The sequence below is a fragment of the Nocardia sp. NPDC059177 genome, assembly GCF_042755165.1.
Taxonomy (GTDB): domain Bacteria; phylum Actinomycetota; class Actinomycetes; order Mycobacteriales; family Mycobacteriaceae; genus Nocardia.
On record NZ_JBHZBX010000007.1, the window covers coordinates 80219 to 101661 of the forward strand.

At 69.3% G+C, this 21443-nt stretch carries 21 protein-coding genes; 11 read left to right on the forward strand and 10 right to left on the reverse strand.

Translation table 11 applies throughout. The annotated features are described in order from the left end of the window. Positions 1–49: 49 nt before the first annotated feature. A complete protein-coding gene (locus ACFXK0_RS11125) occupies positions 50–253 on the reverse strand; it encodes a heavy-metal-associated domain-containing protein (RefSeq protein WP_379410156.1) in 204 nt (67 codons plus the stop codon). 149 nt (positions 254–402) lie between these two features. On the opposite strand from ACFXK0_RS11125, the gene ACFXK0_RS11130 reads away from it, so the two are divergent. Then, positions 403–1338: a 4-(cytidine 5'-diphospho)-2-C-methyl-D-erythritol kinase gene (locus ACFXK0_RS11130; RefSeq protein WP_379409922.1), complete on the forward strand. Its 936-nt coding sequence runs from the start codon at positions 403–405 to the stop codon at positions 1336–1338. Positions 1339–1563: 225 nt separating this feature from the next. Beyond that, on the forward strand, positions 1564–3348 hold the full coding sequence (locus tag ACFXK0_RS11135) for an ABC-F family ATP-binding cassette domain-containing protein (protein ID WP_379409923.1): 1785 nt from the start codon (positions 1564–1566) through the stop codon (positions 3346–3348). Positions 3349–3395: 47 nt separating this feature from the next. Here ACFXK0_RS11135 and ACFXK0_RS11140 read toward each other — a convergent pair whose 3' ends face one another. After that, positions 3396–4289, reverse strand: coding sequence for an Abi-alpha family protein (locus ACFXK0_RS11140; protein ID WP_379409924.1), 894 nt, complete (start codon positions 4287–4289; stop codon positions 3396–3398). Continuing rightward, complete coding sequence (locus ACFXK0_RS11145) at positions 4280–5602, reverse strand: hypothetical protein (RefSeq protein WP_379409926.1); 1323 nt, start codon at positions 5600–5602, stop codon at positions 4280–4282. The genes ACFXK0_RS11140 and ACFXK0_RS11145 overlap by 10 nt, the downstream gene beginning before the upstream one ends. 330 nt (positions 5603–5932) lie before the next feature. Between ACFXK0_RS11145 and ACFXK0_RS11150 the strand changes: the two genes are divergently transcribed. Continuing rightward, positions 5933–6808, forward strand: coding sequence for an Abi-alpha family protein (locus tag ACFXK0_RS11150; RefSeq protein ID WP_379409927.1), 876 nt, complete (start codon positions 5933–5935; stop codon positions 6806–6808). A gap of 285 nt (positions 6809–7093) precedes the next feature. Further along, positions 7094–7621 (forward strand): nuclear transport factor 2 family protein, encoded by a 528-nt coding sequence (locus ACFXK0_RS11155; protein WP_379410157.1) that lies wholly within the window; start codon positions 7094–7096, stop codon positions 7619–7621. Between the two features lie 7 nt (positions 7622–7628). On the opposite strand, the gene ACFXK0_RS11160 is transcribed toward ACFXK0_RS11155, so the two are convergent. Next, the gene (locus tag ACFXK0_RS11160) at positions 7629–9263 is read right to left on the reverse strand and encodes a peptide chain release factor 3 (RefSeq protein WP_379409929.1); all 1635 of its coding nucleotides are present in this window, start codon (positions 9261–9263) and stop codon (positions 7629–7631) included. Between the two features lie 309 nt (positions 9264–9572). On the opposite strand from ACFXK0_RS11160, the gene ACFXK0_RS11165 reads away from it, so the two are divergent. Together ACFXK0_RS11165 and pth are read left to right on the forward strand one after the other, a co-directional pair. Beyond that, positions 9573–10190, forward strand: coding sequence for a 50S ribosomal protein L25/general stress protein Ctc (locus ACFXK0_RS11165; RefSeq protein ID WP_379409930.1), 618 nt, complete (start codon positions 9573–9575; stop codon positions 10188–10190). Between the two features lie 21 nt (positions 10191–10211). After that, the gene (pth, locus tag ACFXK0_RS11170; RefSeq protein ID WP_379409932.1) at positions 10212–10790 is read left to right on the forward strand and encodes an aminoacyl-tRNA hydrolase; all 579 of its coding nucleotides are present in this window, start codon (positions 10212–10214) and stop codon (positions 10788–10790) included. Between the two features lie 50 nt (positions 10791–10840). Here pth and ACFXK0_RS11175 read toward each other — a convergent pair whose 3' ends face one another. Together ACFXK0_RS11175 and ACFXK0_RS11180 are read right to left on the reverse strand one after the other, a co-directional pair. Next, positions 10841–12484, reverse strand: coding sequence for a fatty acyl-AMP ligase (locus ACFXK0_RS11175; RefSeq protein WP_379409934.1), 1644 nt, complete (start codon positions 12482–12484; stop codon positions 10841–10843). Positions 12485–12589: 105 nt separating this feature from the next. Beyond that, positions 12590–12994, reverse strand: a complete 405-nt coding sequence (locus ACFXK0_RS11180) for a lysophospholipid acyltransferase family protein (RefSeq protein WP_379409935.1) — start codon at positions 12992–12994, stop codon at positions 12590–12592. A 142-nt stretch (positions 12995–13136) separates the two neighbouring features. On the opposite strand from ACFXK0_RS11180, the gene ACFXK0_RS11185 reads away from it, so the two are divergent. Continuing rightward, on the forward strand, positions 13137–13697 hold the full coding sequence (locus ACFXK0_RS11185) for a TetR/AcrR family transcriptional regulator (protein WP_379409937.1): 561 nt from the start codon (positions 13137–13139) through the stop codon (positions 13695–13697). Here the strand turns inward: ACFXK0_RS11185 and ACFXK0_RS11190 are convergent. Then, positions 13687–14865 (reverse strand): aminotransferase class V-fold PLP-dependent enzyme, encoded by a 1179-nt coding sequence (locus tag ACFXK0_RS11190; protein WP_379409938.1) that lies wholly within the window; start codon positions 14863–14865, stop codon positions 13687–13689. The genes ACFXK0_RS11185 and ACFXK0_RS11190 overlap by 11 nt on opposite strands. Positions 14866–14978: 113 nt before the next feature. On the opposite strand from ACFXK0_RS11190, the gene egtA reads away from it, so the two are divergent. The 4 genes from egtA to egtD are packed head-to-tail and all read left to right on the forward strand — an operon-like array spanning position 14979 to position 19571. Further along, a complete protein-coding gene (egtA, locus tag ACFXK0_RS11195) occupies positions 14979–16283 on the forward strand; it encodes an ergothioneine biosynthesis glutamate--cysteine ligase EgtA (RefSeq protein ID WP_379409939.1) in 1305 nt (434 codons plus the stop codon). 38 nt (positions 16284–16321) lie between these two features. Then, on the forward strand, positions 16322–17614 hold the full coding sequence (egtB, locus tag ACFXK0_RS11200; protein WP_379410158.1) for an ergothioneine biosynthesis protein EgtB: 1293 nt from the start codon (positions 16322–16324) through the stop codon (positions 17612–17614). After that, complete coding sequence (locus tag ACFXK0_RS11205; RefSeq protein ID WP_379409941.1) at positions 17614–18603, forward strand: class II glutamine amidotransferase; 990 nt, start codon at positions 17614–17616, stop codon at positions 18601–18603. The genes egtB and ACFXK0_RS11205 overlap by 1 nt, the downstream gene beginning before the upstream one ends. Continuing rightward, positions 18600–19571 carry an L-histidine N(alpha)-methyltransferase gene (gene egtD / locus ACFXK0_RS11210; RefSeq protein WP_379409942.1) on the forward strand — a complete coding sequence of 324 codons (972 nt, stop codon included), beginning with the start codon at positions 18600–18602 and terminating at the stop codon, positions 19569–19571. The genes ACFXK0_RS11205 and egtD overlap by 4 nt, the downstream gene beginning before the upstream one ends. A gap of 24 nt (positions 19572–19595) precedes the next feature. On the opposite strand, the gene ACFXK0_RS11215 is transcribed toward egtD, so the two are convergent. The 3 genes from ACFXK0_RS11215 to ACFXK0_RS11225 are packed head-to-tail and all read right to left on the reverse strand — an operon-like array spanning position 19596 to position 21272. Next, positions 19596–19934 (reverse strand): hypothetical protein, encoded by a 339-nt coding sequence (locus tag ACFXK0_RS11215; RefSeq protein WP_379409944.1) that lies wholly within the window; start codon positions 19932–19934, stop codon positions 19596–19598. A 53-nt stretch (positions 19935–19987) separates the two neighbouring features. Then, positions 19988–20632 (reverse strand): DUF2461 domain-containing protein, encoded by a 645-nt coding sequence (locus ACFXK0_RS11220; RefSeq protein WP_379409945.1) that lies wholly within the window; start codon positions 20630–20632, stop codon positions 19988–19990. Between the two features lie 13 nt (positions 20633–20645). After that, positions 20646–21272, reverse strand: a complete 627-nt coding sequence (locus ACFXK0_RS11225) for a hypothetical protein (RefSeq protein ID WP_379409946.1) — start codon at positions 21270–21272, stop codon at positions 20646–20648. Positions 21273–21443: the final 171 nt, after the last annotated feature.

Genomic DNA, 21443 nt, shown 5'->3' on the forward strand with positions numbered 1-21443 from the left:
CCCCTCGGACGCGAGGCACAAGGGGGCCGAAAACCCGCGGCGCCAGCCGCTATGTCAGCGCGTAGCCCGCTTCGTCGACGGCGGCGGCTACGTCGGACTGGACCAGGTCGGCCGCGCTGTCTACGGTGACCCGTCCGCTGGCCAGGTCGACGTCGACGCTGGTGACGCCGTCGATCTTGCCGATCTCCTCCTTGACCGAGCTCGCGCAGTGTCCGCAGGTCATCCCCGTGACGGTGTAGGTGGTGGTGGCCATGGCCGGCTCCTTCTCGCTCATACGGTCCTGGGGTATGTCCCCGACACGAACGAACATACCCCCCATGGGTACCTGGCGCAACCCGGTCGCCGGATGCCGCCGGATTCGCCGCGCGAACTCGTCGGTAGAACCCGTTACGCTTGGTGATCGTGCTGTCAGTTGTGCCCAGCCCGGTCGTCGTGCGCGCTCCTTCGAAGGTGAACCTGCATCTCGGAGTCGGTGATCTGCGCCCGGACGGCTTTCACGACCTGACCACAGTGTTCCAGGCGCTCTCCCTCGCCGACGATGTCGAACTGGCCCCGTCGGCCTCGCTGACCGTGCGGGTCAGCGGCGAGGGCGCGGCCGAGGTGCCGACCGACCGCACCAACCTGGTCTGGAAGGCCGCCGTCCGCCTCGCGCACCTGGCCGGGCGCGCGCCGCTGGTGGAGATCGCCATCGCCAAGGGCATCCCCGTCGCCGGTGGCATGGCGGGCGGCAGCGCCGACGCCGCCGCCGCGCTGGTCGGCCTCAACGAACTGTGGGACCTGGGCCTGGGCCGCGACGAGCTGTCCGCGGTGGCCGCCGAACTCGGCAGCGATGTCCCGTTCTCGCTGCACGGCGGCACCGCCCTGGGCACCGGACGCGGCGAACGCCTGCTACCAGTGCTCTCGCGCAACACCTTTCACTGGGTGCTGGCCCTGGCCAAGGATGGACTGTCCACGCCCTCGGTCTTCCGTGAACTCGACCGGCTGCGCGCCGAGGGCGACCCGCCACGACTGGGCGACCCACAGAAACTCATGCAGGCGCTGGCCGCGGGCGACCCGCACACCCTGGCCCCGCTGCTCGGCAACGACCTGCAAGCCGCGGCGCTGTCGTTGAAGCCGGAACTGCGGCGCACGCTGCGGGCCGGTGTCGGCGCGGGCGCGCTCGCAGGCCTGGTCTCCGGCTCGGGCCCGACCTGTGCGTTCCTGTGCGAGACCGAGCAGGCGGCGGTGGCGGTCGCCGCCGAACTCGCCGGGGCCGGGGTATGCCGCAGCGTGCGCACTGCCAGCGGTCCGGTGCCCGGCGCACGCGTGCTCGATACCGAGGCGCACGGCAAGCGCTGACCACCGGTCGCCGAGTCGGTCGGCGCCGAGCACGGAGGCCACCTCGTCCGAGCCGCGGGGAACCGCCGGGCCCAGATCCACTACGATTCGTACCAACAGATCTCGTACGAACATGGGTAACTCGTCGGGGACGAGCCGACGGGTCCAGCACCCCCCCCGCCGGCCGCCGACGTGCCGCAACACCGCACCTATGTCTGGCCAATAATCGCGGAGAGGCGGACGAGCATGTCCAACCTGATCAACCTCGAGCAGGTCTCCAAAAGCTTCGGTATCAAGCCGTTGCTGGACGACGTTTCCCTCGGTGTGCACGCCGGGGAGCGGATCGGGGTGGTCGGCCTCAACGGTGGCGGCAAGACCACCCTGCTCGAGGTCCTGACCGGGCTGGAAGCCCCCGACAGCGGGCGGGTCAGCCGGGTCGGCGGCCTGCGGATGGCGGTGGTCACCCAGCGCGGTGTGCTGCCCGAGGGCGCGACCATCGGCTCGATCGTGCTGGCCGGGCTGTCCGACGATCTGTCCACCGCCGACATCGCCGAGCACGAATGGGCCGCCGACTCGCGTATCCGCTCGATCCTCGACGGCATCGGCATCGCCGACCTCGGCCTGGACACCCCCGTCACCAATCTGTCCGGCGGCGAGCGCCGCCGGGTCGCCCTGGCCGCCGCGCTGGTGCGTGAACTGGACCTGCTGGTCCTCGACGAGCCGACCAACCACCTCGACATCGAGGGCGTGCAGTGGCTGGCCGAGCATCTGATCGCCCGGCGCACCGCGCTTGTCGTCGTCACCCACGATCGCTGGTTCCTCGACACCGTCGCCACCCGCACCTGGGAGGTCGTCGGCGGCAAGGTGGAGACCTATGAGGGCGGCTACGGCGACTGGATCTTCGCCCGCGCCGAACGCGCCCGGCAGGCCGACGCCACCGAGGCCCGCCGCCAGAACCTGGCCCGCAAGGAACTGGCCTGGCTGCGCCGCGGTGCCAAGGCCCGCACTTCCAAGCCGCGCTACCGCGTCGAGGCCGCCGAGGCGCTGATCGCCGATGTGCCGCCGCCCCGCGACTCGGTCTCGCTGGCCGCGTTCGCGCGCAAGCGCCTGGGCCGGGTGGTGATCGAACTCGAGGACGCGACCCTGGCCACCCCCGACGGCCGCGAGCTGGTCGGCGATCTCACCTGGCGGCTGGCGCCGGGCGAGCGGGTGGGCCTGGTCGGCGTCAACGGCTCCGGCAAGACCACGCTGCTGCGCGCCCTCGCCGGTGCGGTGGAACCGGTGACCGGCAAGCGTATTCAGGGCCAGACCGTCCAGATCGGCTGGCTGCGCCAGGAACTCGACGACCTGCCCACCGATATGCGCGTGCTCGAGGCCGTGCAGCAGATCGCCAACCGGATCATGCTGGGCGACAAGGAGATCTCGGCCGGTCAGCTCGCCGAACGCCTCGGCTTCACCCCGGCCCGGCAGCGCACGCCTGTCGGCGACCTCTCCGGAGGCGAGCGCCGCCGCCTGCAGCTGACCCGCATCCTGATGGCCGAGCCGAACGTGCTGCTGCTCGACGAGCCGACCAACGACCTCGATATCGACACCCTCCAGCAGCTCGAGGACCTGCTCGACAACTGGGCGGGCACCCTGGTCGTCATCAGCCACGACCGCTACCTGGTCGAACGCATCTGCGACACCACCTGGGCCCTGTTCGGCGACGGCAAGCTCACCAACCTCCCCGGCGGCATCGACCAGTACCTCACCAAGCGCGCGAGCCTGGCCGCCGCCACCAAGCCCACGGCGGTGAAAGCCCCTGCCGCCACCACGGATTCGGCCGACCGCCGCGCCGCCCGCAAGGAACTGTCCCGCCTGGAACGCACCATCGCCAAGCTCGACGAACGCGAACAGAAACTCCACGTCGCCCTGGCCGACGCCGCCACCGACCCGGACAAGCTGGTCACCCTCGGCGCCGAGCTCAAAGAGGTCGTCGCGGAAAAGGAAGCAGCGGAAGAACGCTGGATGGAGCTCGCCGAAGACCACTGATCTCGCCGGCTCATCGGGGACGGGCTGGCTCAGCCCGACGCCTGCCGTCAGCCGCCGACGCGTCTGGACCCCGCGCTCGAGTCCGGCCCGAAATCGCGGGGAGGCGGGACAGCGTCCTGGTTGTCGGTGATGATCACCGGTAGGCAGGTCTGGACGAAGTCGGCGCCGAATTCGGTGAGGATGATGCTGCGGTAGCTCACCTTGGTGCCGAAGCCGCGCTTCATCGCGTCGCGGACTTGTTCCTGGGCCTCGATGAGCTGGTAGCGGCTCGGATTGCCGACCGGCTCGCGGGTGAACTCGACGAGTCCGAGCCTGCGCAGATTGGGCAGATACTGCCCGACGCGGTTCGGGAAACGCAGGCCGGCGTGCTCGCCGAGCATGGTCAGCCCGCTGATCAGGCGCTCGCCGCCGAACGCCCGCTGCCGTCCGGTCCGCACGTCGATGGCGGGCTGCGGCCCGTCGACATGCAGGAAGCGCAGCACGCGGGCTTCGTCGGGGGTGATCTCGGCGAGGATGCCGGGGTAGGCGGGGTGCACCTCGGACTGGTCGGCGTGGGTGCTGGCCGACAGGCGCAGGAGTTCGGCGCCTTGTTCGCGCAGGGTCGGCATGCCGTCGCGGTGGTAGTCGGTGCTGGTCGGCAGGCCGAGCGCGTGCCGGAGCCGGTCGCGCACTTCGGTTTCGGCCTCGGCGAGTACTTCGTTGGGCGGGGTGCCTGCGAGGCTGCCGCGCAGCACGGTGACGGTGACGCCGAGCGCGGTGTCCAGGGTCCACATCGTCATTCCGGAGGCCGCGGTCAGCGCGACCCGGGCGACACCGGTCGCCGCGCGGACCGTGCGCGCCGGTGAGATCGGCAGCACGCCACGCTTGTCGCCGGTGATCTCGAGCGGCGGTACCGATCGTCGCACCAGCTCGGTGGACGGGGTCCCGTCGGCTACATCCATGTCGTCGCTACTCCTGTTCCGAAGACCAGGATGTGAGCGTATCCGGCGAGCAGTCCCAGCGCGCCGCCATGGACGAAAAGCAACCATTCGTCCTGTTTGATCGCCGAACGCAGCATGTCCACGAAGTCGTGCGGGGAAAGCGCGGACATTTGCCGGGCGATGTATTCGTTGACCTGTTTGCCCTGCTGGACATTGAACGCGGGGTCGGCGAAGGCCATCGGCGCGATCGTCATCGCCTCGGCGGTGAGTGTGGTCTGCAGCGAATCGTATTCGCGGCTGCCCAGCATGAACTTCACCGCGGGCCGGGCCGGGCCGAGCGCGCGATCGGCGGCCGGGCGCAGGGTGTCCTCGAGCATCTGCAGCGTGCGGTCCGAGCGCGGGCCGTTGAGCAGTTCGTCGCCGATATTGGCGACGGTGACGACCTCGGTGGACACCAGCGCCGCGTAACCGGCGGTGATCTCGGGCTGACGCTTGATCAGCAGGCCCTGCCGCCACGGGCACCACCACTTGGGCATGGCCGGCGCGAAGATCATATTGAGGCCGACCCAGTTCACCACCCAGCCGATGACGATGCCGCCGACGGGCAGCACGATCAGCGGCGAGAGCCCGGTGGTGTGCAGCGCCAGCACCAGCAGCAGGCCGCACGGTGCGCCGAAGTAGAAGCCGAAATTCTGCATGAACCGCAGTTCCTTGGCGCCGAGCACCTGGAACAACTGGTTGAGCAATTGCGGGCGGGCCTGGAAATACCGGATCACCATCTGCTTCACATCCAGCAGCTGATCGATATTGGTGCCCAGTTCGGTGGTGAGTTCGCGCAGGATCTCCGGCAGCTGCGAGCGCACGCGCTGATGGATCATCTCGCGCACCGGCAGCGGCAGGTTGTACCAGAGCTGGGGGTGTTCGCGGCGCAGGATCACCTCGACGATGTCGCGGATCTGCGCGTCGGCGACCTGGGCCAGATGTTCGGCCAGCTTCTCCGGGTCGAGTTCGCGATAGAAGTCGGCGACGCTGCCCAGTTTCGACAGGCCCTTGTCCACGGCGATGGAGGCCATCTTGTCCGCGCGCGATGGCACGATGCCCTGCCAGCCGATCCGGCCGTCATAGCTGAGCAGCGGCAGCACCTGGATGCGCTTGGGCAGGAACGGGAACAGCGCACGCAGCCCGGGCAGTTTCACGCCGTGGAATGCGATCGGCTGGAACAGCATGAGAATGCCGGTCCAGTTGGTGATGTAACCGATAATTCCTGTGAAAAGGGGGATCGTCACAATTTCCAGCAGCAGGGTCGGATGTAACCCGAACACACTCTCCAGCACGACACCCTCCTGCCGATACCCGGTGATCGCCGCCTCACCGGCATCCAAAAATTAGCACCCCCGCGGCGAGGTGACCCTACTGTGAGCCGAGCAACCAGGTCCATTCGTCGTGCCGCAGGCCACAGGGTAGTGTCTGAGACATCAGTCACAGAAGCCGTCCCGAATGCCGTACTCCCCGTGTGGAGTCGGAACAATGACCATCACCACAATTGGTGGCAGGTGACAATCGGCGCGGCAGGGGCGCCGAGTGGTCCGCGCTGTGCCTGGAGCGCGGTCGGGCAATAATCTGTGGGCGAGAAGTTCACACAGCGCGAGACTTCGGAGTAGGACGTGACAGACGACAGGACCGGACAGGACCTGGCCCGTGCCGGTACCCGCGCCGTCGAGCGCAGCTCGGATGTCGAGCAGCGACAGATCAGCAATGAAGCACGGTTGATCCGGGGCGTGTTCCGCGCCGCCGGGCTGGCCGCCGGAACCGCGGTGCGTGGCAGTCAATGGGCGGTCGGCACCACCTACGAGGTCACCAAGGAACTGGCCCAGGCAGCACTGGACGGTGAGTCCTCGGCCGATATCGCCGAGCGCACCGGCAACGCCTTGCGTTCCATCGCGCGCAGCGCGCTCGGCGTCACCGAGGGGTCGGTGCGCGAGATCGTCAGCTACGTGCCGACGCCGAATGGATCGTCTCAGCAGGCCATCACCGTCGGCCCGTACCTGCGCTCGGCCAGCACCGAGGACCTGCGCCGCCGCGGCGACGCGCTGCTGGCCCGCTCGGCCGATGTCTACTTCACCGAGGACGTGCACCCGGCCTACGACCGCATCCTCGACGAGATCGCGCCCGATGAGGCCCGCATCCTGCGGTTCATGGCGCTCAACGGCCCGCAGCCCGCGGTCGACGTACGAACCAACCGCCCGCTGGGCATCGGCTCGGAGCTGGTCCAGGGCGACCTCACCTCGGTGCCCGAACAGGCAGGCGTGCGCTACCCGGACCGGTCGCGCTCCTACCTGATCAACCTCAATCGCCTCGGCCTGACGCTCACCTCCGACGACCCGGTGGTGCTGAGCCGCTACATGGTGCTGGAAGTGCAGCCGGTGGTCGAGGACGCGCTGCGCAAAGCCGGCCGCGCGCCGAAGATCGTGCGCAAGAGTCTGCGCCTGTCGGAGTTCGGCGAGGACTTCTGCCGCACCTGCTTCACCATCGGTAGCTGAGACAGCCGCCGCCGACCGGCCGGCAGGTCACGCTCCGGTGTCGGCAGGACTAGCGATCTGATACAGATCCGGCCGCACGTGGCGATCTGGTGGGATCGTGGAGAGATGGACCAGCAGACCGGATCGGCCGACGCGCGCGTGGACGACACTGTCGTGCCCGCCTCCGCGCCGCTGGGTCCGCTGCTGCCCGGTGACGACGAACCACTGGTCGCCGGGCCGGAGACGGGGGAGGCACCGATGGCCATGGAGCCGCCCGAACCGGGCGACGATGAGCAGCCCGAGCCGGTGCGACGACCGCCGGATCATCCCGACGACATCGTCGCGATCAGCCGCCTCAAGTTCCGCTACCTCCGGGCGCTGGACAGCAAATCCTGGGACGAGTTCGCCGACACCCTGGTCCCCGAGGCCACCGCCACCTACAGCGAGTACCTGCAGTTCGAATCTCGCGAGGCCTTCCTGGCCTTCCTGCGCAACACCCTCGGTCCGCACGTCATCACCGAGCACCGCTGTGATCACCCCGAGATCGATGTCGACGGCGACACCGCCACCGGCACCTGGTACCTCGCCGACACGGTGATCATCCCCGAACACAACATGCTGCTGCGCGGCGCGGCCTTCTACACCGACCGCTACACCCGCTGCGAGGACGGGCACTGGCGGATCGCGCACACCGGCTACGAACGCACCTACGAAGTGGTGCTCTCGCTCAGCGATCTGCCCAGCCTGCGGTTGACCGCGAGCCGCTGGGGCATGATCGCCGGCGAGAACCACATCTCCTCGGTCGAGCGCAATCCAGGCTCACCGGCCGCCTGAGACAGCCTCAGTCCGCGGTCGCGACCAGCGGTTCCAGCGTGAGCGCCGGGTGTTCCTTCTCGATGTACTGCAATCGCCACTTGTCGCTGAACAACGCCAGGATCGCGCCGTCGGTGCGGGTGAACACCTCCACACCGCGCTGCCGGTCCAGCTCCGGCGCCGACTCGGCATCGGTGCGCCGGGCCAGGGTGAACGGCAGGAAATCCAGCTGGGTCTCGACATTGAACTCGGCCTGCATGCGCGCGGTGACGACCTCGAACTGCATCGGGCCCACCGCGGCCAGCACCGGCGAGGCATCGCCGCGGGCATCGTTGCGCAGCACCTGCACCACGCTCTCGGAATCGAGCTGGTCGATGGCCTTGCGGAACTGCTTGTACTTGCCCGCGCTCTGCGCGCGCAGCGTCGCGAAATGCTCGGGGGCGAAGCTCGGGATCGGCGGGAACTCCACCTTCTTGTCCACGAACAGGGTGTGTCCCGGCGCCAGCGCGGTCGCGTTCACCAGGCCGACGACATCGCCCGGGTACGCGGTGTCCACGGTGGTGCGCTCCCGGCCGAACACCGTCAGCGCGTATTTGGTGGCGAACGGGCGACCGGTCTGGGCGTGCGTGACCACCATGCCGCGCTCGAACTCACCGGAGACGATCCGCATGAACGCCAGCCGGTCGCGATGGGCGGTGTCCATGCCCGCCTGCACCTTGAACACCACCGCGCTGAACGGATCGGCCGTCTCGCGGTCCTTACCCGCGACATCCGCGCGCGCACCGGGCGCCGGCGCCAGTGCGACGAGGGTCTCCAGCAGCTGGCGCACACCGAAGTTCAGCATGGCCGAGGCGTAGATGACCGGCGAGGTCTGCCCGGCCAGGAACAGCTCCTGGTCGTGATCCTGCCCGGTGGCCGAGAGCAGTTCGCTCTCCTCGGCCGCGGTCGTCCAGGCCTCGCCCTCGCGCGCCTCGGCCTCGGCCGGGGTCAGCGATTCCTCCGGGGCGATGGTCGCGCCACCGGCGGTACGGGTGAAATGGATGTATTCATCGGCCACGCCCTCGGCGCCACGGCGCAGCAGGCCACGGAAATCACCGGCGATGCCGACCGGCAGGAACAGCGGAGTCGGGGTGAGACCGATCCGCTCGCTGATCTCGTCGAGCAGCTCCAGGGGGGCCTGACCGGGCCGGTCCCACTTGTTGATCACGGTGATCACGGGGATACCGCGATGACGGCACACCTGGAACAGCTTCAGCGTCTGCGGCTCCAGGCCCTTGGCGGCATCGATCAGCATCACCGCGGCGTCGACCGCGGTCAGCACGCGATAGGTGTCCTCGGAGAAATCGGAGTGACCAGGGGTGTCGACCAGATTGATCACATTGTCGACATCCGAGCCCGCCGCGCGATAGTTGAACTGCAAAGCGGTCGAACTCACCGAGATGCCGCGCGCCTTCTCCATCTCCATCCAGTCCGACACGGTCGACTTGCGACCGGCCTTACCGTGGATCGCGCCGGCCTCGGAGATCATCCTGGCGTGCAGCGCCAGCGCCTCGGTCAGCGTCGACTTACCCGCGTCGGGGTGCGAGATCACGGCGAACGTGCGGCGACGGGCCACCTCGGCGGGCAATCCGCGGGGGATGACGTTCTCTCCGGACTCGGACACGGTCGAACCTTTCGCAGGGGTGGGCAGCCTTTTCAGAGTACGAGGGTTGAGCTGGGGAGTTCACGTCGGGATCCCGGCCCGGGTCGCGGACGGGGAGTGCGGGAGGTGGTGGTTTCGAGGCGGCGATACCCGTGCGGTATGGTGTTCAGGTTGTCTCGGCGAGGGTGAGTCCTCTGTGGTGCTCACCGTGATCGACGCGGCTCGGCTCTCTGGCCGTCCTCGTTCGTTCTTCGTCCGACGAGTAGACCCAGACCCCGGTAGATGGGTCGTCCATGACCAGCCCGGAAGAGCCGTAGGAGCGCATCCAGTATGTCCGACGCCAACGTCATCGAAGCCGCCGTCCGCACCGAATTCGGTAAGGGCGCCGCGCGCCGTACCCGTCGCGACGGCAACGTCCCCGCCGTGCTGTACGGCCACCACGCCGAGCCGCAGCACCTGGCGCTCAACGCCCGTGACTTCGCCGCCATCCTGCGCGAGCACGGCACCAACGCCATCCTGAGCCTGGTGATCGACGGCAAGTCGCAGCTGGCCATGACCAAGTCGGTCGTCGTCCACCCGATCCGCCGCTACATCGAGCACGCCGACCTGCTGATCGTCAAGCGTGGCGAGCGCGTCACCACCGACGTCAACGTCGTCGTCACCGGCGATGCCGCCTCCGGCACCCTGATCACCCAGGAAGCCACCACCTTGTCCATCGAGGCCGACGCGCTGAAGCTGCCCGAGTCGATCGAGGTCTCGGTCGAGGGCATCGAGGCGGGCACCCAGATCCTGGCCGGCGGCATCACGCTGCCCGCCGGTGTCACCCTGGCCGGTGACCCGGAGGCCCTGATCGTCAACGTCATCGCCGCGCCGTCGGCCGCGCAGCTCGACGAAGAGGGCGAAGGCGCCGCCGAGGGCGAGACCGCCGAGGCCGAGTCCGCCGAATAATTCCGCTGGTACGGTTCGGCCGTGACCGAATCCTCCGGGGCCGCGCTCGTGGTCGGACTGGGTAATCCCGGTCCCGAATACGAGCGCACTCGCCACAATGTGGGCTTTCTGGTCGCCGATGTGCTCGCCGAGCGCATCGGCGGCCGTTTTGCCGTGCACAAGAAATCCGGCGCCGACCTGGTGCAGGCGCGCCTGGACGGCCGCCAGATCCTGCTGGCCAAGCCGCGCACCTACATGAACCTCTCGGGCCGCCCGGTCGCCGCGCTGGCCAAGTTCTTCTCGGTACCCGTCGATCAGGTGATCGTCGTCCACGACGAACTCGATCTGCCCTTCGGCACGATCAAGCTCAAGCAGGGCGGCGGCGAAGGCGGGCACAACGGCCTGCGGTCGATCTCGCAGGCACTGACCACCAAGGACTACCTGCGCACCCGGATCGGTATCGGCCGTCCACCGGGGCGCCAGGACCCGGCCGACTATGTGCTCAAGCCGTTCGCGGCGCCGGAGCGCAAGGAGGTGCCGGTGATCGTCGAGCAGGCTGCCGACGCGGTGGAGTTGTTGCTGAAGGTCGGGCTGGAAGCGGCGCAGAACCATCTGCACTGAGCACTGAACTCGGCGCGCCTCGAACTGGTTCGGGGCGCGCCGAATGCGTTTCAGCGCAGGTGTACTGCGGTGGCGGCGCGGCGGAGTTTGCCCGACGAGGTCTTCGGGAGGGCACCGGGGCCCAGGATGGCTACGGTGCGGGGGCGGGCGCCTACTTCGGCGAAGACCTCGTGGACGATCTCGCGTTCCATCCGCTTGACCTCGTCGGGTTCCTGGTAGTCGTTGGATTCGACCACCACCGCGAAACTTTCGCGTTTCTCCCCGGCGTCCAGGCGCACCGCGACCGCGTTGCCGGGGCGTACTCCGCGCACGCGCAGGGCGGCCCGTTCGATATCGGTGGGGTAGATGTTGCGGCCGCCCATGATGATGACGTCTTTCATCCGCCCGCAGACCACGATCAGGCCCGCGTCGGTGAAGTAGCCGATGTCGCCGGTGTCGAGCCAGCCGTCGGCGTCCTGGGCGGGGCGGAACCCGTCGACGGTGACATAGCCGGAAGTCACTGCGGGACCGCGCAATTCGATCACGCCCACCGAGCGCACCGGCAGCGGCTGGCGTTCGGCGTCGACGACGCGGCCCTCCAGATCGTCGACCAGATGACCCAGCGTCGGCAGCCGGCGCGGCGTGCCGTGGTGACCGTCCTCGGCCACCGGTACCGCTTTGCCCACCGCCTCCAGTAAATCCGCGTCGATCACATCGAGTATCAGCCCGTGGCCCGGATCGGGAATCGACACGGCCAGCGTGGTCTCGGCCATGCCGTAGACCGGGGTCAGCGCCATCGGGTTGAGCCCGAACTCTTTTCCGGCTTCGGCCAGCGCGATCATGGTGTCGGGATCGACCGGTTCGGCGCCGTTCCACATGTAGCGCACGCTGGACAGGTCCATCGTGCCCGGCTCGGCCTGGCGCAGCCGCCGCGCCAGCAGCGAGTAGGCGAAATTCGGTGCCGCGGTGACGGTGCCGCGGTACTTGGCGATGAGTTCGGCCCACAGCAGCGGCCTGGCCAGGAAGTCCAGCGGGGTCACGCACACCACTTCGGCGCCGAATTGCATGGGGACGCTGAGGAATCCGACCATGCCCATGTCGTGGAACAGCGGCAGCCAGCTGATCATCACGTCGTCGTCGGTCTGGAACTTGACCCGGTTGAACATCGCGTAGGCGTTGACGTAGAAGTTGCCGTGCGTGATCCGGACCGCTTTGGGTGATCCGGTCGACCCAGAGGTCAACTGCTGCAGGGCGATATCGCTCTCGGTGGTCGGCACCGGGTCGGTGTCGGCGCCGTCGTGCAGATCCTCGATCCGCACCACGATGATGCCGCGCTCGCGCAGCACCGCTTCGGCGGCCGCGAACGGCGCGCCGAGCACGACCGCCTTCGCCTCGATCATGTCCAGCACGGTCTCGGTGTCGCGCACCCAGACCGCGAGATCGGTGCGCGGCGTCGGCTGGTGCAGCATGGTGATCGAGCCGCCACGCATCCAGATGGCCTGGCAGACCGGGGCGATGTCGACGGGCAGACCGGCGAGCACGCCGACGGCGTCGCCGTGCGCGATCCCGGCCTCGGCCAGGCCGCCCGCCATCCGTCGCGCGGTCCGGTGGATATCCCCCCAGGTCTGCCGCAACGGCATATCCGGCTCTCCGGTGACCAACCCCCGGGGGCTGGTCAACGCTGTGGCAAACATTTCGTCGGTGAACCTGCTCAACGTCGGACCCCTTTACGCCAACGATCGGTTACGGCCGTGCTCCCAACAAATCCCGTGCCGACTGCTGAGTGTTAACCCCACCAACACCCGAACACCCTCGCCGAGTCAGTCCCCGACGGCGAAGGTGGCAGCGTAACGGTCCACGTATGGTCTACCTGATTGTGCGGCAATCTCCCGCATCAGCTGGTCAGTTGCCACTCTGACCTGGGCGTGATGCTCCGCCGCTGGATAGTGTCGCGGCGGTCGAACACTGATACGCACCTTGGTGAAACGCAACAGTTTCCGACCGCGCGGATTCATGCGGTCGGTTCCGTCGAGCACCACGGGTACCACCGGCGCGCCTGTAGCCATGGCAACTCGTAGTGCCCCGGTACGACCACGATAGACCCTGCCGTCGGCCGAGCGGGTGCCCTCCGGGTGAATTGCCCAGGCGCCACCCGATTCGAGGATGCGAGTGGCCGCGGCGAGCGCGTCGGCGGCCGCGTCACCGCCGGTCCGGTCCACCGGCACCTGACCCGCCGCGGTGAAGAACCACCGTTTGACGCGCCCACGCAGTCCGGTACCCGTCGTAGACAATGTCTACCGCACCCTAGTAGACACTGTCTACGGGTGTCGCGGTGAAGGGCGCGGAGCGGGGTGCAGAATTGCCGGTATGTCCGAACCGCTGCGTGCGCGCCTGATCGACGCGGGTGTCGAGCTGCTCGAACGCGACGGCGTCGGCGAACTCGGCCTGCGGGCCATCGCGCGGGCCGCCGGGGTGTCGCACGGCGCGCCGCGACGCTGGTTCCCCACCCATGCCGCGCTGCTGGCCGCCATCGCCGCGCGCGGGTTCGGGGACCTGATGGGGGAATTCGCGCGCGTGGATGCCGAGGACGATCCGCGGACGCGGTTGCGGCGGATGGCGCTGAGCTATGTCGATTTCGCGGTGACCAGGCCGGAGATGTTCACGCTCATGTTCCGCCACGATCTGCTGGCCGGGTCGGGGGAGAACCTGCGCGCCACCACCGGGCCGCTGTATCGCGGGATCGTCGAGCTGGTCGCCGCGAGCGGGGCCGGTGCCGACGCGCCCCGGCGCGCGCTGGCGTTGTGGACCAATGTGCACGGGCTCGCCACCATTGCCGCCAATCGGACGCTGGAAGTGGTTGCCCCCGGGGAGGATCCGCGTGCGCTCGCCGAGCAGATCGTCGGCGAGCACCTGGCCTTCAGTGGCTGATCTCGGCCAGTGCCGCCACGAAGCGGTCGAGGTCGGCCGGGCTGACAAAGCAGTGCGGTGACGCGCGCACGACGGCGGGTAGGCCGCGCCCGGTCATGTCCAGCAGTGTCGAACTCGCGTGGCTCACCGTGACGGTGACCGCGTGCTCGGCCAGCCGGTCGCGCACCTGGACCGGATCGAGTCCGTCGACGGTGAACGAGACGATCCCGCTGTACTCGGTGCCCAGGTCGCGCACGGTGACACCGGGCAGGTCGGGCAGGGTTTTGCGCAGGTAGGCGGCCCGATCGGCGACGGCGGCGTAGACCGCGTCCGGTCCGAGCGCGAGCAGGTATTCCACAGCGGCGCCCAGGCCGAGGCGGGCGGCGACATCGCATTCCCAGAACTCGAAGCGGGTGGCGTCCGGGGCGAGCCGGTATTCGCCGGGACTCATCCACTGCGCGCTGTGCAGGTCGAGGCGCGACGGTTCCATCGTCTGCGCCAATTCGCTACGGACATACAGGAACCCGGTGCCGCGCGGACCGCGTAGCCATTTGCGGCCGGTGGCCGAGAGCGCGTCGACGCCGAGCGCGGCGACATCGATGGGCAGCTGACCGATCGACTGGCAGGCGTCGAGCAGCACCAGCGCACCGGCGGCCTTGGCGATCCGGGTGGCCTCGGCGACGGGATTCACCAGCCCGCCGTTGGTCGGCGCGTGCTGGAGCGAGACCAGCCGGACCCGCTCGTCGAGCATGGCGGCCAGGGCCGCGGTGTCGAGCCGGCCGGTGGCGTCGCTGGGGATGTGCTCGACGGTCGCGCCCGCCGCGCGGGCGTGCTGTAGGGCGGCGATGGCATTGCTGGCGTAGTCGGCGCCCGAGATGAGTATCCGGTCGCCGGGGCGCATGGGTACCGAATAGGCGAAATCGGCCCAGGACCTCGTCGCACTGTCGCTCAGGGCGATGGTGTCCGGGGTCGCGCCGATCAGGGCGGCGATGGCGGACTTCACTGCGGCGAGGTCGTCGAGACGCTCGTTAGCTGCCCGATAGCCACCGACCTCGGCTTCCCGCCGCAGATGCGCGACGACGGTATCGGTGACGACCGTGGGCGGCAGCGAGGAGCCCGCGCTGTCGAGGAACACCTGCCCGGAATCGAGGCCGGGCGTGGCGGCTCGGAGTGCGGCGAGATCGATCATGGCCTCGACCCTAGCGCGGTGATTCGTTCGCCGGTTCGTCACTTTTTCTGTCGGTGGCCGTCGCTACTCTGGAATGAGTCGGACTCGGGTTACCCCAGCGCGCGGAGGTTGGCATGGCCGTCACACTGCAACGTAGGTCCTGGCCCGATTCTGTGCCTGACCAGGGCGAACTCTCCTCGCGGGCGGCCGCTGAAGCCTATGTCGGCGGGGTCTGTTTCAAGCTCGGGCCACCAGCGCTGATCGGGGCGGAACTGGAATGGCTCACCACCGGCCCCACCGGGGCCCGCCCCAGCCTCGACCGGATGGCCGCCGCGCTCGGCCCCTACGCGCCGGTCTCCCTCGCCCCGGCCTCGGCCGCGGCCGCCCTGCCCGGTGGCAGCAGGGTCACCGTCGAACCCGGCGGCCAGATCGAACTCTCCAGCGCTCCGTTCGCCGATCCGGCGGCGCTGACCAGGCACCTCGCCGCTGATGCGGCCCGTTTGCGGGACCTGCTCGCCGCCCACCGGATCGGCATCCTCGCCGCCGCCGCCGATGCGGCCCGCCCCGCCGAACGCCTGCTCCGGTTGCCCCGGTACGCGGCGATGGAACGTCGCTTCGCCGGTATCGGCCCGTTCGGCGCGCTGATGATGTGCAATACCGCAGCCACCCAGGTCAGCGTCGACGCGGGCGCCGATCCCGGCGAGGTCGGTGCTCGCTGGACGGCGCTGTATGCCCTCGGACCAGCCCTGATCGCCGCCTTCGCCTGCTCACCCCGCCTGCACGGCGCTCCGCCCGGTTCCTGGGCCTCTCAGCGGATGCGCGCCTGGCTTCGGCTGGATCCGTCCCGGGTACGGCCACCGGTCGCCGACTGGACCGATCCGATCAGCGCCTACGCGCGCTGGGCGCTGGACGTACCGCTGCTGTGCCTGCGCTGCACCGACCGCGACGCCGACTGGTCGCCGCCGCCGGGCGCCACCTTCGCCGACTGGCTCTCCGGCGCTCTCGACGACGAGGTGAGCCGCCGCCCCGGCCGCGCCGACCTGGACTACCACCTGACCACGTTGTTCCCGCCGGTCCGCGCCGCCGGCCACCTCGAGGTGCGCTACCTCGACACCCAGCCCGGCGCGGGCTGGACCACGCCGATCCACCTGTTCGACGCGCTGCTGTCCACGCCTGCGGTGCTCGCCCAGGCGACGGCGCTGGCCGCACCGGTGGCGGGGGAGTGGTCCACCGCCGCCCGGTACGGGCTGGCCGATCCCGAGATCCGCCGCGCCGCGGTGGATGTCCTCGAACTCGCCACCGCACATGCCCGAACCGATTCCGCCGCAGCGGAATTGGCACTCGCCTCGCGCCGATGTCGCGCGGGGCTGACCCCGCTGGAGACGGCGCACAACGGTTCCGGCGTTGTCGCCCCTACTGTTTCGGAGAACGCCCCGTGACCCTGTCCGCCCCTGCCGACCACGCCGATCGTGACCGGATGCGCGCCCGGATCGCCGAGGTCCTGCGACGTGCCCGCGACCGCACCGCGACCCTCACCGACGCCGTCGACGAAGCCGAGCTGACCGCGCAGCATTCGCCGCTGATGAGCCCGCTGGTCTGGGATCTCGCCCATATCGGCAATCAGGAAGAACTCTGGCTGGTCCGCGATGTCGGCGGCCGCGAGGCGGTGCGCGCCGATATCGATGAGCTCTACGACGCCTTCAAACACGCCCGCGCGAATCGCCCCGCGCTACCGCTGCTGAATCCCGATCAGGCGCGCGGATATGTCGGCACTGTGCGCGAAAAGGTTTGGGATGTCCTGGAATCCAGTAATCTTGCCGGAAAACCCTTGGTGGATCAGGGTTTCGCTTTCGGCATGATCGCCCAGCACGAGCAGCAGCACGACGAGACCATGCTCGCCACCCATCAACTGCGTCTCGGTGCGCCCGTGCTGTCCGCGCCGCCCCCGCCGACCGCGCGGGTGCACGTAGACGGCGAAGTCGTCGTTCCCGCAGGCGAATTCCTGATGGGCACCTCGGCCGACCCCTGGGCGCTGGACAACGAGCGCCCGGCCCATCCGGTGCACGTCCCCGGTTTCGCCATCGATGTCGCCCCCGTGACCAACGAGCAGTACGTGGCCTTCATCGCCGACGGCGGTTACGACCGGCCGGAGCTGTGGTCGGAGCGTGGCTGGGCGCATCGGCAGTCGGCGGGGCTGGTCGCACCGCAGTTCTGGGAGCGTGACGGCGGGCAGTGGAGCCGGGTGGCCTTCGGTGTCCGCACGCCGTTGCGGCCGCGTCAACCGGTGGTGCACGTGTGCTGGTTCGAGGCGCAGGCCTACGCCCGCTGGGCGGGCAAGCGGCTGCCGACCGAAGCCGAATGGGAGAAGGCCGCACGCTTCGACCCGGAAACCGGTGCGTCCCACCGTTATCCGTGGGGCGAGGAGACTCCCGGCGCTCAGCACGCCAATCTCGGTCAGCGGCACCTGGAACCCGCCGAGGTCGGCGCCTATCCGGCCGGCGCCTCGGCGACCGGCGTGCACCAGCTGATCGGCGATGTCTGGGAGTGGTGCGCTTCGGGTTTCGAGGCCTACCCCGGTTTCCGCGCGTTCCCGTACCGGGAGTACTCGGAGGTGTTCTTCGGCGGTGACTACCGGATCCTGCGTGGTGGTTCCTTCGGCACCGACGAGGTCGCCTGCCGTGGCACGTTCCGCAACTGGGACCACCCGATCCGCAGGCAGATCTTCGCCGGTTTCCGCCTCGCCCGCGACCTGCGCGAGGACGAACGCTGATGTGCAGACACCTCGGATACGTCGGGCCCCCGGTCGACGTCGGTGAAATCGTGCTGCGCGGACCGCATTCGCTGTTCGTCCAGTCCTGGGCGCCGACGCAGATGCGCGGCGGCGGCACCATCAATGCCGACGGGTTCGGCGTGGCCTGGTGGCGACCCGCGGAAATCGGCGTCGAAGGTCCCCGCGACGCGGTGACCCGCTATCGCAACGCCGCGCCCATCTGGACCGATCCGGCTGTCACCGAGGTCCTCGGGCAGCTGGAGTCGCGCTCGGTCCTGGCCGCAGTCCGCTCGGCCACGGTCGGCATGCCGGTGGAACGCGCGGCCTGCGCCCCGTTCACCGACGACCAGTGGGCTTTCAGCCACAACGGCGTCATCCCGGACTGGCGGTCGACCCTGCTCGCCGTCCTCGCCGACCTGAACACGCTGTGGCGCACAGCTCGACCCGGTGTGGATGGCGCGGCGGCGCCGGCGTCGTTCGGTATGGACGATGTCGTGGGCACTGGCGGTGCGCATACGGGCGGGGGATATTCGGGTGACGAGGGCGCGCCGGCTGTTCCAGCAGCACGCGAGAACCCGTCCGGCGGTGAGTTGTTCAGCTCGGCGGCTGTGTTGCTGGAGGCCGAGGCCCTCACCGATTCCGCCGCGCTCTGGGTCCTGCTACGCGGGCTGCTCTCGGCGATCGGTCCCGACGGGCCGATCACCTCCCCGGCCGACGCGCTGCGCCTGCTCGTCAACACCGTGCTGCGGCACCAACCCGCCGCACGCCTGAACTTGTTGCTGGGCAATGGAGTTCACCTGTGGGCGACCACCTGCTGGCACGCGCTGGCGGTCCTGGTCGCCGACGACTACACCGTCCTGTGCTCCGAACCCTACGACGACGACCCGCGCTGGCAGCTGATCGCCGACCGTCAGGTCGTGGCCGCCGCACCGGGCGCCTGCACCATCACCGATCTCGAACTCCCCGCCACCGAAAGGGTCCGTTCATGACCGCGCCGCTGCTGGACATCCACCTCACCGACGACGATCTCACCGCGGCCTTGCGCACCGACGCCCGCACGGGGCTCACCGCCGACCCGAAGTCGTTGCCGCCCAAGTGGTTCTACGATGCGCGCGGCAGCGAACTGTTCGAGCGGATCACCGAGCTACCCGAGTATTACCCCACCCGCACCGAGCGGGCCCTGCTCGAACGTGTCGTGGGTGAGATCGCCGCGGCCGCCCGCCCCGAGGTGCTGGTCGAACTCGGCTCCGGCTCGGCCGCCAAGACCCGCCTGCTGCTCGACGCCCTCACCGCCGAGGGCTCGCTGAAAACCTATGTTCCCCAGGATGTCTCGGCTGCTGCACTACGCGGCGCCGCCGCCGAGATCGCCGCCGAATATCCGCAGCTGGCGGTGCACGGCGTCGTCAGCGATTTCACCGACACCCTGCACAATCTGCCCCGCGGTGGCCGCCGGATGATCGCCTTCCTCGGCGGCACCATCGGCAATCTGGTCCCCGCCGAACGCGCCGATTTCCTGGCCGGCATCACCGAGGTGCTGGAACCGGGCGAGCTGCTGCTGCTCGGTGCGGGCCTGGTGATCGATCCGGCCGTGCTCGTGCCCGCCTACGACGACGCGGCCGGCGTGACCGCCGAGTTCAACCGCAATGTCCTGCACGTCCTCAACCATCGCCTCGACGCCGATTTCGCCCCGGACAAGTTCGAGCATGTGGCGCTGTGGGATGCCGGGAACGAGTGGATCGAGATGCGCCTGCGCGCCACCGAGCCGATGACCGCCACCGTCGCCGCCCTCGATCTGACTGTCGATTTCGCCGCGGGCGAGGAGATGCGCACCGAGATCTCCGCCAAATTCCACCCCGATGGCCTGCGCGCCGAGCTGACCGCCGCCGGTTTCACCCCCACCCACACCTGGACCGACCCAGACGACCGCTTCGCCCTGGTCCTGGCCGAACGGCGCTGAGCAGGGCTGGGGTCGGGACGTGGACTAGAGGTCGAGTTCGTCGGCGAGGTATTCGCCGCTGATGCGGTCCTCGGTGGCGTCGTCGCGGTCGTAGAGGTCGCCGTCGACGCCGTCGTCGCCGACGATGCGCACGGCGGCGACCTCGGCGGGGCGTTCGTCCTGGGCCAGGGCGGCCGCGGCGGCGCTCGCCTCGGTCCATTCCTCGTCGACTTCCTGAGTGATGCCGAGGTCGCCGTTGTCGTCGGCTTCGCGATTGCGGATCACATAGTCCGCCGGCGGGTCCTCCACATACCGCTCGTACTCGACGATGTCGTCGGCTTGATCGTCATCGCCCATGTCCATGTCCAGCGGTTCACGGCTCATGAGTCCAGTATCGGCCTCTGCCGGGCGAGCGTCACGAACCCACGCCCGGCGGCTCAGTGCTCGACGCCCTCGAAGACCGCGGCGAACCACTCCACGAGCGGGCGCAGGTCGGTCCAGGCGCGGCGGATCTCGGTCGCGGCGGCGGGGGTGGTGAGCCAGTCGGGCGCGCCGAAGTCGCGGTGCGCGGTGAGCGATTTGTGCCGCAGCAGCTCGATGCGCGGATGGTCGGCGGGGTAGCCCTTGGGTTTGGTCTTGAGCCGGTCGCCGCCGATGGCGAACCCGGCCGCCGTGGTCGCGGCCAGGATCTGCGCGAGTTCGGCGCCGCGTACCTCGTCGTCGATGGTGGCGCGCAGGGTCGCGAGCGCGGCGGGCGACGGCATGAAGCAGCCGCCGCCGACGAACAGCCCGCCCGCGCCGATCTGCACATACCAGCCGACGCCCGGCGCGACACCGGCCACCGCGCCCTGATGGGTCTTGTACGGCGACTTGTCGGTGGAGAACCGGACATCGCGGTAGGGCCGGAACATCTTGGCCTGCCCGAACTCCGGTGCGAGTTCGGCGGTCAGCGCGGCCATCGGCGCGCGGACCGCCTCGTCGTAGGTCTGCTTGTGCGCGGCCCAGAACGCCTTGGAGTTGTCGGCCTCGAGATCTTCGTAGAAGTCGAGTCCCGCGAGCGGGAATCCGGTGAACGCTTCCAACAGTCCTCCCAGGTCAGGCGGTGCCGAGCAGTGCGAGGAGCACGACGACTGCCAGGGCGGCCAGCGCTCCGAGCGCGCCGTTGGCGATGGCGGCCCACTTACCCATCTGCTCGCCCTTGGTATGCCCGACGATACCGAGCACGACCCCGGTGGGAACGGTCAGCAACAGCGGGAACCCACACAGCATCGCTCCACCGAGCACCGAGGCACCCACACAGCAGAAGCTGAGGATCGAATAGATCGGCGTGGTATCGACATACCCGTACCCCGGCGGCAACTGCTGCGGCGGCGCATACGGCGGCACCCCATAGGCCGCCCGCGGATACCCCGGCGCGGGAAACATCGGCTGCGCGACCGGCGGCGGCGGCGGATAAGGCGGCAGCTGCGCGCTCGGACTCTCGATCCCCGCCCACGGCTGATCGGCCCACACCGCCGGCGGAGGCCCCGACGCGGCGGGCGGCTCCGGCACGACGGGCAGCTCCGCCACGGCCGCTTCCGGCTCCGGCACGACGGGCGGCTCCGGCACGGCCGCTTGCAGCTCCGGTATAGCGGGCGGCTCCGGCACGGCCGCTTCAGGCTCCGGCGCATCCTGCACCCGCGCCTTACCCAACTCGACCGGCCGGTCCGATTCCCGATCCACCAGAGTCCCCCTCACAGACGCCTAAGCCTCCATGAGTACCACCGCCGACCCACGAAAAGCCAGAACGCCTAGGGAAGCTACCCCCCGTGACAACTGATCTCGTAAGGACATGGGTAACTCACCGGGAACGCCCAGAACTTATCGCGCACCTAACCGCCGGCCCGACATCAC